The sequence below is a fragment of the Streptomyces sp. NPDC001634 genome, assembly GCF_040298185.1.
In the GTDB taxonomy this organism is placed as follows: Bacteria; Actinomycetota; Actinomycetes; order Streptomycetales; family Streptomycetaceae; genus Streptomyces.
This window is the reverse complement of the sequence record NZ_JBEOZU010000150.1, coordinates 1-13,245: the sequence shown is the minus strand read 5'-3', so window position 1 is coordinate 13,245 and position 13,245 is coordinate 1. Positions and strand designations below refer to the sequence as shown.

Here is a 13,245-nt window from a genome sequence, read left to right as displayed (position 1 = left end):
GGATCTGCGCATCGATACCCAGTGACGACCCTGGCGCTCGCAAGCCAGCGCGGGGCTTGGCGATGCATGACCAGCGGTTACGGGACAGCCCTTAGGGAGGAGTCCGGCCGATGCACAACAAGGTCCGCCACGTCCGTCAAACGGGCGGCCAAGTTCCAGAATCCGGCAACAGAGTCCCACTGGCGCTCTTCGCGCTCTCATCCCCGTGTAGCGCCTGCCACCAGTTCCTCTTCCGGCTCCAGAGATCTGGCGGCCTCGTGTGCGAGCGTTGCCGAAGATTCGATCAACTCGACTCCGCAACCGCTCGGCTTGAGCGGAAGATCGACGAGGCATCCGGCCGCCGGCCCGCGCTTGCCTTGGCTGAAGCCTCGCTCACGGATGCCGAACAGAGGGTCAAGCGCCTCAAGGCGCGTAGACTCCCCCGCAAGTGCAACCCACGAGCGGATCCTGGCAGGGCGCTCGGACAAGGAGCTCGCCGACGAGGCGCTCCGGCTCTACACGGCACTACATGAGCGGGCGAACCGGAAGGCTCCCTGACGTCTGCGGCTGGGAGCCGCCGATTCCCTCCCACCGAAGGGTGCGGTGGGGGAAGACGTTGACCCGGCTCCAGGAGATCTTCTCCGTAAGCAACCACTTGGCGCCGACGCCTCGATAATCTCCGGCAGTCACCACGAAACTCGTCGCCGTTCATGCGGCCCGACCGACGGCCACAACGGTGCCGACACCCCACCGTCGGCCAGCCGCCCCGCCGCGGCCGGTCGACCACGGATTCCGCAGCCGGTCTGCCGAAAAACCAGCTGACGCACTGTCAGCCAGATCCAGCACGGATCCAGCACCGGATACAGCAACGGGGCCGACCCCGAACGGAGCCGACCCCAACCGACCTGCACATTTGCCAGATCGCTACGCCGATGCCACGGCGGCAACTAAACGTTGAACCGGAACATTGGATGCAGCGTTTTGGCCTGCGGAAACGCCGGAGAATCGGAGCGGATCCAGCCAGGATCCAGCCGCCGGAATCGGTGGAGCCGCGCCTCCCTTCACGCTGGATCCGCAGGGTGGACAAGGGCCCGCACAGCACCGGGGCGCATGGCCGGAGGGGCGTCCGGCCTCAGGCCGTCCTGCATGATCATTCGGCAGCGGTCCTATGAAGCGGGGAGATCGATCACAGCCGCGATGTCGCGGAGGGTCTTCTCGTCGGGCACCCCCAGCCGTCCGATGAACCGATCGGTGGGCACTCCCCCATTACGTGGCGTCGGTCAGCGGCTTTGGGGGATAGGCGCGGAGCACGAGGGATGTGGTGACAGGGCCGTAACGGGCAAATGCGTCGACAACCTCTTCGAGTCGTCCGGCCTGTGGGCAGTAGACGTCGAAGATGAGGCAGTCTTCCCCGGTGACTCTGAGGGTGGAGGCGATTTCGGGGGTCCGGGAGGCGAAGTCCAGGGCGCGTGAGAGCTGGGCATGCGTGGTGCGCAGCCGGATGACCGCGTGAATGTTCAGACCGAGGGCTGCCGGGTTGACCACGGCTCGGTAGCCGGTGATGACGCCGTTCTTCTCCAGCCGCTGGATGCGTGCGCCGGCCGCGGGCTGCGAGAGTCCGACGCGGCGCCCTACCTCCGCGCCGGTCAGCCGCCCGTCGGTCTGGAGCAGGGCGAGGATGTCTCGGTCTGTCCGGTCGAGTGATTCCATTGTTGTCCGCACCATTTTCTTTGAGATCACTTGCGTCACTGCCGCTGCCCTGATGCATCCAACAGAATCTGCGCCAGGTGCTCCCGTGATCGTAGGGAGCGACGAGTGAAACGGTGGTGGACAGTGGCCGTGTACGTCATCGCCCCGGGCATCGACGGCTCGGACGGACAGCACTGGCAGACCTTGTGGGAGCGACAGTGGGGCACCTCGGCGGTGAGGATCTCCCCTGCCTCGTGGTCCGCCCCCGACCTGGATGACTGGGTCGACGCCATCCAGGAGGCATACGACGACGCTTACCGGCAGGACAGCCATGCTGTGCTGGTAGCGCACAGCCTGGGCTGCTGGGCTGCGTCCACCTGGCTGACCAAGAACCCATCGAGTCCGACAGGCGGCGCGTTCCTGGTTGCGCCGCCCGATCCGCACGGGCCGGCGTTCCCACGCCAGGCGGCCGCGACGTTCACCGAGGTGTCCGCACAGCCGTTGCCGTGCCCGGCCCTGGTGGTGGGCAGCGCCGACGACCCGTACTGCACCCCCGAGGCAGCCGTCGGCTTCGCGGCACGGTGGGAAGCGCAATGGCACCTCGCGGGCGCGTGCGGACACCTCAACTCCGCCAGCGGCCTCGGCTCGTGGCAGCACGGCCGTGAACTCCTGAACTCGCTGACCAACCAGTGATCAACCACCGCCCGGGATGTGCCATCGCGGCAGCCCTCACGATCTGACTTCGCTCGTGATCGCCAGGACACTGCCTGGCCGGGCCCACACATGCGGAGTGATCTGCCTCACGCACTGTCACAGCCGGGGCTTGCGGTGGGGCTGTGAGGTGAGGTTTCTCCTCCCCCAGTGCTGTGGTCACAGACCAACTGGGGCCCCAACACCCAGTTCATGACCGCCGGCGACTTAACGGCGACGGCAAGAGCGACATCGCCCTCTACTACTACGCCGCCCAGACCCCCGCCGTGTTCACCCTCACCGCCGACAGCAACGGGGACGGCGGCTTCGCCGCCCCCGTCCGCCGCTACACCGACCAGTAACCGCACCAGACCGACCACGGACTGGGTCGGGCACCCAAGAGTGCCCGCACCAGTCCGTTCCCTCCTGCGCCGACCTTCGAAGCGCAGGTCCCGTGCGCGGCGCAGGCAGGAATGCTGCAGGCCGCGGCGATGGCCCGGGAGTCCGTGGCTGGCCCTGACCCGGGTGTCCCGTCTGTCTGGCACGGATCTTCCATTCTGCTGCGGACGCGAACGGGGCCGCGGTTGCCCGCGGCCCCATGCTTGAATGCGACGTGGGTCAGGGCGTGGTCACCGTGCCGTCGTCGTGGTGCCGCTGGCCCACAGGGCGCCGCCCTTGCCGGGGCCGCCGGTGCTCTTGTAGACGACCAGGTTGCCGTCGTTCTGCATCACCGCGTATGCGCCGGAGTTGCGGTAGGTGCCGGTCGACCACAGGGCGCCGCCCTTGCCGGGCCCGCCGCTACTCGTGTAGACGACGAAGTTGCCGTCCGTCTGCATCACCGCGTACGCGTCCGAGTGGCCGTAGCTCTGGCTCGACCAGATGGCGGCGCCGTCTCGTCGGCGGTACATCACCAGGTTGCCGTCCCTCTGCATGACCAGGCGGGTGTAGGTGCTCTGTGTCCACCAGCCCGGTTTCAGGGTGGTGCCCGAGCTGATGGTTTGCGGCCGGGCGTTGGTGCCGCTCGCCCACAGCGGCTCGTGGGTCGCCTTCGTGTAGACGACGAGGTTGCCGTCGTCCTGCACGGTGGCGTACGCGCCCGGGTTGTTGTACGTCGGGCTCGACCACAGGGCGCCGCCCAGTCCCGGGCCGCCGCCGCTCTTGTAGACGACCAGGTTGCCGTCGGTCTGCATCACCGCGTACGCACCCGGGTTGCCGTTCGTCCCGGTCGACCAGACCGCCTGGCCGGCGCCCTTGCCGGTCTTCAGGTACGCCACGAGGTTGCCGTCCGTCTGCATGGTCAGCGTCATCGTGGAGCTGCTCAGGCTGTGGCCCGGGGACAGGTGCTGCCCGGGGTAGATGAAGGCGCCTGTGGCGGGTGCGGGGGTCGAGGCGGGGATGTGCGGGTCGACGAGGTGGATGTTCTTGCCGCTGTCCAGGTAGGCGATGCTGCCCTGGTACTTGTCGACGGCCCAGGTCACCCTGCGGTCGTCGGCGACGGCACCGGCGGGCAGGTCGGCCAGGTCGGTGGTGGCGGCCGTGTTGGTGTGCACGTCGGTGAGCGTCAGCTTGCCCGCCGCCGTGTCATGCTCGACGACGAATCCATCGCCCAGCTGGGCCAGACCGGCGGGCACGGGAACGTCCTTGCCACTGGCCAGGTCCCACACGCCGGCCGGACCCGAGCTCCCGCACGACCAGTACACCCAGTGCTGGGCGGCTGCCTGCAACTCGCTGGGCACGCACAGCGCGCCGGTCGCGACGCTCTGGACGGTGCGCTGGGTGGTGAGGTCGATCTGGACCAGGGTCCCCGCAGCGGCACCGGGGACCCACACCGTGGAGCCGGACAGCGCGGCGGCGGAGACGGGGCGGCTGAAGAGCACGTGGCTGTTGCCGCCCGCGTACGCGTCACCGAGGTACTGCCTCTTCGTGGAGCCGCCGTTGTAGACCACATAGGGGCCCTCGGCGTCGACGAGAGTGCCGCCGGTGGCACCCGACGTGACCAGAACCGGGCTGTAGCCGGGAGACTGCACAGTGACGGCGTCGCCCTGCGCGTTGGCGTTCGGCCACAGCTGCGAGATGTTTCCGTCACCGGTGGCGATGGGCGGGTTGCAGGCGGCCGCGGTATCGCAGTCGCTGGGCACGTACGCCTCGCCGAAGCCCTGCTCGGGCCCGTAGGAAGGCTTCGGCGAGCCCAGCTGGACGGTCCGGTCGTAGACATAGTCCCCACCGGCCAGACGCTGGATCATGAACAGCTTCCCGCCGCCGAGGGCCAGCCCGTCGAGGGGAGCGGGCACGGCGGGGTCGGAGTCCACGGCCGTCCCCACGGGGGTACCGTCCGGCCCGGCAGTGAACAGGCGCGCCGCCCAGTCGGTGGCGGACGGGCCGCCGACGGCGACGACCCCGTTCGGCTCCTGACGGACGATGTTCATGCTGGCGTGGTCCAGAACCGAGGTCACTGTGGCGGAGCCGGACAGCGGCATCGTGTAGAGCGGGTAGCCGAGTGTGTCGTCCGCGGCGGGCGGTCCGGTGTGCGACTCGGAGTAGGTGATCAGCAGGGAGTCGCCGACGATGCCCAGAAAGCGCAGGAGACTGCTGTAGCCGCTGCCCAGCGGCGCCGGCGGGACCTGAACCGTGCTCACCGTGCCGCCGGGAGCGGAGCGGGTCATGAAGGAGACCTGCCCGGCCGTCCCGCTCGCGGGCACCACCGTCATCGAATACCAGGCGATGTACTTGCCGGACAGCACGACGCGCGTGCCGGAATCGAGCGGTCCCGAGTTCACGGGCGTGACCGCACCGGTCGCCAGGTCCACCAGCGCCATTCGGCCCTGCGGGGTGCCGTTGCTGCTGTCGATGTAGCGGATCACGACCGAGTCGGCGTCCCCGGCCATCACCACGGCCTGCAGCGTGGCGCCCGCAGGCCAGCCGGTCACCAGCGTGTCGATCTGCTGCCCGTCCGCCGTGCCGAGCACATGAAAGCCCGCGACGGACCCGTCTGCGGCCTTGGTGAAGGTCAGCACGCGCGAGCCGAACGTTCCCAGGTAACTCTGTCCGGCACCGGGGGTGATGGTGGTGGTCGTTCCGGAGTCCATGTCGCGCAGCTGGTATCCGTCGGCGGACGCGGTGGCCACGACATCGGAACCCGCGCCCGCGACGCCGGGCTGGGGGCTGTTGCGGACGCCGGGCACCGGAGTGTCCGGTCCGCCCGCGTACTTCGTCCAGACGAAGCCGGACTGGTTCCCGCTCTGGTGCAGGAAACCGCCGGTGCCCGCGAAGACGATGATGTCCTTGGGCTGGTTGCTGAGCAGAGCGGCCGGTATGACCGTCTCGGTGGGGGTGTCGGCCGAAGCCGTCGCCGCCGCCAGCGGCAGGACCCCCGAAGCGAGGGCGAACGTCGCGGCGACCGCGATGCATCCGCTCCTCAGGGTGTGTTGGGCCACCCATTCCTCCTTCACGGTGGGAAGGCATGGGGGACATCCGGCCGAACGCCCCAGGCTCTGGACGGCTTTGACGGTTGAAGCCCGCTGTCACCACCGTGCCCGAGCCCTTGGCCACCATGCCCCCATGCGAAGGCGAGGTTAACGGGTTGCGTCCTGAAAGGTGGTATGGGGTCCCACCTGATCCGGGCGCTCGCCGGGCGTCGGAGCGAGTGCCGGGTATGAGCACGGCAACCGGCTGATCCTTCGACAACCACCAAGATCTTGAAGGAGACCAGCGCGATGGCCGCATCGAGCAGCCCGCCCTGCACGCCCCGGCGGAGGAGAACCCTCGCTTCGACGAATCCGCGTAACTCATCCGAGGACCGAGCGGTCCAAGCCCGGACCGGCCAGCGCACTCGCCATGAGCGACGGGATTCCCGACTCCTGCTACAGCGTAGGTGAATCCGGGCGGAGGGCGGCCTGCATCACGGTCCGGCAGCGATCCCAGGAGGCGGGGAGGAGGTGTCCGTAGACGTCCACCGTGGTCTTGATCGACTTGTGGCCGAGCCAACGGGAGACCTCGTGGATCGGGATGCCGCTGACAAGGGCGGTGGAGGCGAAGAAGTGGCGCAGGCCATGCGGTGTGTATCTCCGGCTCCCATCCGGCTTGACGATGCCCGCGTCCTTGAGCGCCTTTCTGAAGTGGTACGTGTACGTCGTCGCGGTGGGCATGGTGCCCTTTCCACGCTCCCTCGGCGCGAACAGCACCTCCAGGCCGGACGTTGTCACGGTGCCCCACTCCCGTAGATGCGCGTCGATCTCTTCGGCAAGGAACGGAGGGAGGGGAACGTCCCGGTACTCGCCCTCAGCCCGGTGCTTGAGCGGGACAAACCGGGTCTCGCAGTCGTCGCGGTGCGCCTTGGCGCTGACTTGCCGGCGTACACGGAGGAAGTCGGACCGGAGACAGTCGGCGGTGAAGGCGAGTGTCTCGCTGATACGCAGTCCGGCCCCGGCCTGCAGATACACGGTCAGCCGGTACTGAGGGGAGATCTGCTTGGCGATGAGATCGACCTCGTGCAGGGTCGGGATCTCGTCCTCGTCGACCGCGTGCGCCGCGCGTCGGGGGAGTTTGACCGCGTCGGTGGGGTCGTCTGCCCGTCGCTTCTCCTCCACCGCGGTCTGGAAGATGTGGGTGACCAGTTTCATCCGGTCGCACACGGTGCTGGCGGCGAGCTTCTTGCTCACGGCTGCGACGAAGGCCTCGATGTCCTTGTGCTGGACACCCGCGACCGCCTTGCCACCGAGGCAGGGGACCAGGTGGATCCGGATGAAGCTCTCGTAGTTGCGGTACGTGGTCTCGGCGATGACCTGGCGCTCAAGCCACTCGGCGCAGTAGGCAGCAAGGGTGATCTCGCCGCGTCTGGGGTCGAGGTAGAGCCCTTCGTACTTGTCGTGCTCCAGCTTGGCGGCGAAGGCGTCCGCCTGGGGCTTCTTCTCGAAGCTCTGCTGGCGTTCGGCTCCGCTGGGTTTGCGGTAGCGGACCGTCCATGCGTGTCCGCACCGGGGCATGATGCAGGGGTAGTTGACGCTCCGCTTGTCGCTTTTGCATCTCTGGTAGACGGTGGCCAACGGGCCTCACTCCTCGCTCACTGCGGGCATCCGGTCTCACCCGTAGTGCTCGTCCAGGTAGTTGGCGATGTCGCGCTCGCGGAACCTGAGGAGGCGTCCGACCTTCTGGGGCTTGATCCCCCAGGCGCGGTACTTGTTCCTGACGGTGGCCTCACTGAATCTGAGCCACGCCGCGACCTCTTCCACGGTCAGCAGCCGGTTGCTTCCGCCTCGCGTCATGCGCGCACCGCCGCCCTGTGCAGGTGCATGGGTGGTCCCCCTTCGTAATCGGACCTGTGGACAGCGGTGCACGACACGTTGCGGACCCGGCTGCCGCGCCGGACATCGACCATGGACGCTCCGCCTCGGGCACGTCGTCAAGCCCGTGATCTGGCATGTTGACGCGCTACAGGGTCCCGCCGCCCCTCCGCTCCGGTGCCGCAGCGCGGCAGTGGATCAAGAGACGGAGTGCCTGCCGAGTCGGACGTCCACGACGTGCGTGGCTTGTCGGGCGTCAGCACCGTGGTGTGCTCGGCGGCTACGAGCCGTCCGCGGGCGAAAGTACTGTGAATGCCTGGGTTCGTCCGAACCGCGCCTGGGTTCCTGCAAACTCGAGCACATGCCGGGCCGGGTGAAGACGAGCACGTCCTCGTGCTGCACGACCGCGAGGGGGATGCCCTGGCGGCGGGCGTCACGGACGTTCTTCATCTGGAAGAACGACGGGCGGGTGATCAGGCGGCTGTCGCGGATGCCTGCAAGGAGGGCGACGCAGCGTTCGGTGGGGGTCAGTCCAGCGGCCTGGCCAGCGCCGAGGACGGCGGAGGGCAGGTCGATGAGTTCGCCGCCCTCACGCCAGGGGCGGGTGGTGACGACCACAGTGCCGCCGGGGCGAAGGACGCGTCGGCACGGGGTGAGGATCTCGGTGAAGGCCTCCACAAGCCGGTCGGTGGAGACGTGGGCGAGATTGGAGGTGTCGTGGCTGTAGCGGTAGTCCTTCTTGACCACGCCGCGTTCGCCGGTCTCGCGGGTGGAGCGGACCTGTCCGTGCACCGAGTTCCCCTACGGCGGTGAGGTGACGACGAGGGCGACCTTGCCGTGCTGGCGTTCGCCGATGAGGTCGGTCAGGTGACGGGCGTCGCCGCATGCGACCTGTCCGCTGCCGCGTTCTGTCGTCCGCATGGTGTGGGTGACGTTGGCGCGGGCCAGGTCGGACCAGCGCGGTTCGTACTCGGTGCCGAGGGCGTGACGGCCGAGGCGGATGGCCTCGACGAGGGTGGTGCCGATGCCGCACATGGGGTCCAGGACCAGTTCGCCGGGGCGGGTGTAGGTGGTGATGGCGTGGGCGGCGATGGCAGGGAGCATCTTGGCGGGGTGGGCGGCGGAGCCGGGTACGTAGCGGCCCTTGCGCTGGGCGGGGGCGGAGGTCGGGGCGGTGTTCCACGCCGAGAGGGGGGACGGCATGGCGGCTCTCCTGTTCCTCGGCCTAGACGTGGGTGATCGCGGACAGTGCGATCAGGTCGCAGTACGCGACTCCACGGGACGCGTCCGAGGGCAGCGCAGGAACGAGGCGGTCGCCGACCGGGTGGCCGTAGACGACCACGATGTGCTGGAGGTAGCGGAAGCCGGCGGTGCGGGCGCCTGCGATGAGCGCGCCGAGCGGGTCGGTGAGGCGCCCGCAGTCGCGGCGCTGCCGGGTGGCCAGCAGCAGGAAACCGCCTGCGGGGAGGAGCCGGTGGGCGCGGTGGAAGAAGCCAGGCCAGCCATCCTCCAGCGCGCCGGGCATCTCGCTTCCACCGGCCGGCAGGTCATGGGCGGTCGCCGGGAGGGCGTCGGGGTGCAGCTCGGCGAGCAGGATGGACGGCCTGTCCGAGTCACCGTCGGCTGCGGCGGCGAAGTCCGTGCAGGGGATGCGGGCGTCCATGCCGGGCGCCGTGTCCCGGATCGCGATCTTGAGCAGCGGGGCGGGCAGGTGGCCGGGGCGTCCGACGAACTCGGTGCGGATCTTGTCGATCGCCCAGGCGGGCAGCACCGCGCCAGGGATGGGAGCGGCTTTGGGCTCGTCCGGGCCGGGGAACCAGATCGTCGTCGGCAGCGGGTGGGACGTACGCGGTAGGGAAGCGGTGGAGCGGCGGGACGGGGTCTTCGACATGGGCTGATGGCGCCCGGGACTGTGGGTCGGCCGACTCGTGCTGACGTGGAGTAATAGGGACTCAGCAGCTGATCTTTGCCATCGCACCGGCGCGTGTTTGTCCTGTTCACCCAATCAAGTCGTTTTCTCAGCAACGGGTCTGATGCAGGTTTGGGTGACAGGTTCGGTCACGCGGCTTGGAGGGCCGGTGTGGTCATGACGGCCGCGAATTCGACGGGTGTCATCCGGCCGAGTGCGGCTTGTCTGCGGCGCCGGTGGTAGGTCCTCTCGATCCAGGACACGATCGCGATCCGCAGTTCTTCACGGGTGGCCCAGGTCCGGCGGTCGAGGACGTTCTTCTGCAGCAGGCTGAAGAAGGATTCCATGGCCGCGTTGTCGCCAGCCGCCCCGACTCTTCCTATCGATCCGACCATCCGGTGGTGGTCGAGGGCCCGGACGAACTTCCGGGACCGGAATTGGCCACGCGGTCAGAGGCGGTGCACCGGAGCCGTACTGTCGACCCAGTGCCAATTCACCGGCTGCCACTGCTTCTTGAGAGCGGTGCGCTGCTTGGAGTAGGAGCGCACCGCGTCCTCCACCACCTGGCCGAGGTCACCGAGGGAAGCGGGGCACGGGATGCGGAGCAGCAGGTGCTGCGTGCGGTGCACGAGGATCAGCTCGCCCGCGGGGGTGCAGTCCACGAGCGTGAAATGCTTGAGCGGCTTGTACCGCTTGTCTTCCAGGTCGAGGCGTTGGGCTCGGACTCCCGTGGCCGTCCAGGCGAACAGCCCGTACCGGTTGAGGTGGTAGATCCGCTCGCGTGCGGGGTCGGCGGCGATCTCGAAGCACAAGCCGGTGAAGGGGCTGTCGCGGTACAGGTGCATGCCGCCGAGCTGGCCTACGATCTCGCCCTTGTCGCTGATCAGGACGAAGGCAAACCGCTGGCCGCGGCTGCCGCCCCGGTAGATGTGCCCGTAGACGGGGACGACGAACAGGTCCTCCCGCACCACCGCGGGCCGGCCGAGCCGGGCGTCGTGCCAGTCCCACTGCCGCGCGGTCTGTTCGAGCTCGGTGAGGTGCTCGGTCAGCGAGGGCCGCGGCCGGTGGTCCATGCCGACCGGCTCGCCATTGAACAGGACGTCCGGCCGCAGGTCGGCTTCGGTGTGCTTGACGGGTTCTGCTTCCATGGATGTCAGGGCCCGCAGCGTCGGCTTCGAGTCGGGGGTGAGGGGCTGGTCGGTGATCGACACGATGTTGTCGATCAGGTTGGCGTAGTTGTAGAGCCCGTACTCGCCGGTCGTGCACAGCAGGCGGCCGGCGGGAGTCGTGCTGATCCAGGTGGCGAACGGGTCGCGCTGGCCGTCGTCGTACCTTCGGTGGGGCATGCCGTGGTGCGCGGTCACCGCCGTGAGGTCCGCGGTGACCAGATGGGTGTGGTCTCCGGACCCGGTGGCTGCGATCGTTCCGTCGGGCAGGACGCACAGTCCCTTGGCCCACCACAGGTCCTTGCCCAGCCCCGTCGTGGGGCCGCCGAGCGTGGTGTCCTGGCGCAGGTAATACTCGTCCTGCCCCGAGACCGCGACGGCGAGCAGCGTGCCGTCGGGGGCGTACCTGGTCAGCAGCGAGTAGCCGAAGTGCACCTTCGCCGGGTCTGCTTCGTCGTCCGCTATGCCGTAGGTGTGGCGGTGGACGCTGTAGAGGGCGTAGATCTCGCCGGAGGGCGCGGTGGCGACGTCGTTGACCTTCAGGCCCCAGCCGTCGGTGTACTTGCGTTCCAGGTCGACAGCGTGGTGATCGACGAGCGCGGACGGCAGCGGCACAGGTATGGCGTGAGTCATTACACCATACTCACCGGTCCCACTGACAACACCACCTCCGTGACGGGCTGGAGCCCGTGTCAGGTGTTCTGGAAGCGGCGGGCCTCGGCGATTAGTTCGGCGGGCAGGGCGGGGCCGGAACAGGCGCGATCGATGAGCAGTCCCCGGTACGGGCCGTTCGGCAGGTGCGGCGCCAATCCGATAAGTTCACGCAGGTCGTCGGGCGAGCCCGTGATCCGGGTCCGGTAGGCGGCCCCGGCCGCGCGAAGCGTGACTTCGGTCGGTTCGTGCTCCAGCCCCTGGCTTATGAGTTGGACCGCGGTGGTGAAGTCGCCTTGTTCGGCGCGTAGGTCGGCCAGGTCTAGATACAGCGACCAGTTGGTCGGGTCCAGAGTGAGAGCGCGCTCGAACGCCGCCGCGGTCTGCCCAGGGTCCCCGAGCTTGCGCCACGTCCCCGCCCGGACGACTTCTGTCAACATGATCCGCTCAATGGAATCCGCCCGGTCGCAGAGGCCGAACGACGCATCGGTGAGACCGCAGGCCCGCAGGAAGATGGCCATCTTGGCCATCGCCTCAGGTACCGGCTCGCGGGAACAGACGACGTCGATCGCATGGAACCAGGGACGGAGACCCTCCCGCGTGCTGGGGGTGTCCAAAGCATGGTCGTAGTCCATCGTCCGCATGGCGGCCTCGGCCAGCGCGTCGGCAGTCACTGTGCCCAGGAACCGTTTATCGCTGAACCAGGGGGCGTTGGCCCAGGCAATGGTGGGCTGCACGCCCGTGACCGCGCCGATCGCCATCACCGCGCCGTCCATGTCGTTCTCGAGGAAGCTGACGTACGACTGCGCCAGCACCGTCCTCAGGGAGCCAGTGCCTTGAAGGAGCTCGGCCAGGTCGGCCCGCTGTTCCTCCCACAGTTCAGCGAGCACCGCGTAGGGCTCCGGGTCCTCAGGTGCGGAGGCGATAGCGCCGGCCACGTAGTGCACGGCCGCCGTGGAGCTGCCCCCACAATGCGCCATCACCCGCGCAAGACCGACCCCGGCAGCCGCCGCTCGATTCGACATGATCCGAAGATAGTAGAGACAAGAAATACCCGGACCGCCGGGAGGCACCGCGACCAGGACGGCTTCGGCGCGGGGGCAACGACGGCCACGCCGTTTCCTACGGTGAGAACGAGTTCTCACGAATCAGCTCGATCCAGGTCGCGTGTGGCTCTTCCGCGGCAACGGCCGGGTCGATGCGACGGACCGCGTCGAGGATCAGGTCGACGCACCCGTAGAGCAGGCCGTAGTGGCGGTCGAACTCCTCCGGGGAGGCCGTATCCGCGGGTTCGTTCGCGTCCCGCAGAACTACCAGGGCCGCGTGCCAACGCCAGGCCGTCTCGACGTACTGCGCGAGCGAGGAGCTGAAGAAGGACACGGCCGGCTTGTGGAGACCCTCGTGGAACGGCCTCAGAGCGGGCGGGAGATCCTCCGCCGTTATCGGCGCGGGCAGCAGACAGAGAACTCGGCCGTCCCCTGCTCGTCGCAGAGCACGTCCGGCACTGCCCCGGCTGACGGCAGTACCGCCACCCGCACCACGACCACCACCCACGATGCGGCCGCGCGTACGACGCGCAGCGCCGTCTCGAAGAACGCCTGCACTCCGCCCCCGACTACGTACCGCCCGCCGAGAGGTCGTCTGCCACTTGTATCCGCGTAGCGCGGATCAGCCGTGGTCCGTGTGCCGCTTCGATCCCGCTGACGCATGGATTGGCCTGCGACCCCTCTTCGCAGCCCAGGAAGAGGCCAGGCGGCTTAGATTCCCCCCGGACAAGGTTTGGGCGATTAACCTCGCGCTTTCACACGGCGGGGCGTCCAGTGGGTGATCAGAAACGCGAAGAGTGCTCCTGACCTGCAACGATGGGACTTGTCTAGGGTCC

12 protein-coding genes and 2 pseudogenes are annotated in these 13,245 nt (G+C 68.4%); 2 read left to right on the top strand and 12 right to left on the bottom strand.

Going from position 1 to position 13,245, the window contains the following annotated elements:
• Positions 1 to 546 precede the first annotated feature (546 nt).
• Both ABT186_RS48210 and ABT186_RS45535 read right to left on the bottom strand, forming a co-directional pair.
• A pseudogene (locus ABT186_RS48210) lies at positions 547 to 665 on the bottom strand (glycoside hydrolase family 38 N-terminal domain-containing protein); the annotation flags it as partial.
• Between the two features lie 580 nt (positions 666 to 1,245).
• Positions 1,246 to 1,689, bottom strand: coding sequence for an Lrp/AsnC family transcriptional regulator (locus ABT186_RS45535; protein ID WP_351930298.1), 444 nt, complete (start codon positions 1,687 to 1,689; stop codon positions 1,246 to 1,248).
• Between the two features lie 105 nt (positions 1,690 to 1,794).
• Here ABT186_RS45535 and ABT186_RS45530 point away from each other — a divergent pair, with 105 nt between their 5' ends.
• Together ABT186_RS45530 and ABT186_RS45525 are read left to right on the top strand one after the other, a co-directional pair.
• On the top strand, positions 1,795 to 2,361 hold the full coding sequence (locus ABT186_RS45530; protein ID WP_351930296.1) for an RBBP9/YdeN family alpha/beta hydrolase: 567 nt from the start codon (positions 1,795 to 1,797) through the stop codon (positions 2,359 to 2,361).
• Positions 2,362 to 2,534: 173 nt separating this feature from the next.
• A complete protein-coding gene (locus ABT186_RS45525; RefSeq protein WP_351930294.1) occupies positions 2,535 to 2,720 on the top strand; it encodes a hypothetical protein in 186 nt (61 codons plus the stop codon).
• A 267-nt stretch (positions 2,721 to 2,987) separates the two neighbouring features.
• On the opposite strand, the gene ABT186_RS45520 is transcribed toward ABT186_RS45525, so the two are convergent.
• From ABT186_RS45520 to ABT186_RS45475, 10 genes and pseudogenes are all read right to left on the bottom strand, one after another.
• Positions 2,988 to 5,792 carry a hypothetical protein gene (locus ABT186_RS45520; RefSeq protein ID WP_351930292.1) on the bottom strand — a complete coding sequence of 935 codons (2,805 nt, stop codon included), beginning with the start codon at positions 5,790 to 5,792 and terminating at the stop codon, positions 2,988 to 2,990.
• A gap of 426 nt (positions 5,793 to 6,218) precedes the next feature.
• Positions 6,219 to 7,340, bottom strand: a complete 1,122-nt coding sequence (locus ABT186_RS45515) for a tyrosine-type recombinase/integrase (RefSeq protein WP_351930290.1) — start codon at positions 7,338 to 7,340, stop codon at positions 6,219 to 6,221.
• Between the two features lie 96 nt (positions 7,341 to 7,436).
• Positions 7,437 to 7,619, bottom strand: a complete 183-nt coding sequence (locus ABT186_RS45510) for a helix-turn-helix domain-containing protein (protein ID WP_351930288.1) — start codon at positions 7,617 to 7,619, stop codon at positions 7,437 to 7,439.
• A 216-nt stretch (positions 7,620 to 7,835) separates the two neighbouring features.
• Entirely contained in the window at positions 7,836 to 8,429 is a 594-nt protein-coding gene (locus tag ABT186_RS45505) for a hypothetical protein (protein ID WP_351930286.1), read from the bottom strand.
• A 9-nt stretch (positions 8,430 to 8,438) separates the two neighbouring features.
• Positions 8,439 to 8,840, bottom strand: coding sequence for a TRM11 family SAM-dependent methyltransferase (locus ABT186_RS45500; protein WP_351930284.1), 402 nt, complete (start codon positions 8,838 to 8,840; stop codon positions 8,439 to 8,441).
• Between the two features lie 22 nt (positions 8,841 to 8,862).
• The gene (locus tag ABT186_RS45495; RefSeq protein ID WP_351930282.1) at positions 8,863 to 9,528 is read right to left on the bottom strand and encodes a hypothetical protein; all 666 of its coding nucleotides are present in this window, start codon (positions 9,526 to 9,528) and stop codon (positions 8,863 to 8,865) included.
• Positions 9,529 to 9,695: 167 nt separating this feature from the next.
• Positions 9,696 to 9,986: pseudogene (locus ABT186_RS45490) on the bottom strand (integrase core domain-containing protein); the annotation flags it as partial.
• Between the two features lie 9 nt (positions 9,987 to 9,995).
• A complete protein-coding gene (locus ABT186_RS45485) occupies positions 9,996 to 11,345 on the bottom strand; it encodes a hypothetical protein (protein ID WP_351930280.1) in 1,350 nt (449 codons plus the stop codon).
• Positions 11,346 to 11,404: 59 nt separating this feature from the next.
• The gene (locus ABT186_RS45480; protein WP_351930278.1) at positions 11,405 to 12,388 is read right to left on the bottom strand and encodes a tetratricopeptide repeat protein; all 984 of its coding nucleotides are present in this window, start codon (positions 12,386 to 12,388) and stop codon (positions 11,405 to 11,407) included.
• Positions 12,389 to 12,485: 97 nt separating this feature from the next.
• The gene (locus ABT186_RS45475) at positions 12,486 to 12,743 is read right to left on the bottom strand and encodes an SUKH-4 family immunity protein (RefSeq protein WP_351930276.1); all 258 of its coding nucleotides are present in this window, start codon (positions 12,741 to 12,743) and stop codon (positions 12,486 to 12,488) included.
• Positions 12,744 to 13,245 lie beyond the last annotated feature (502 nt).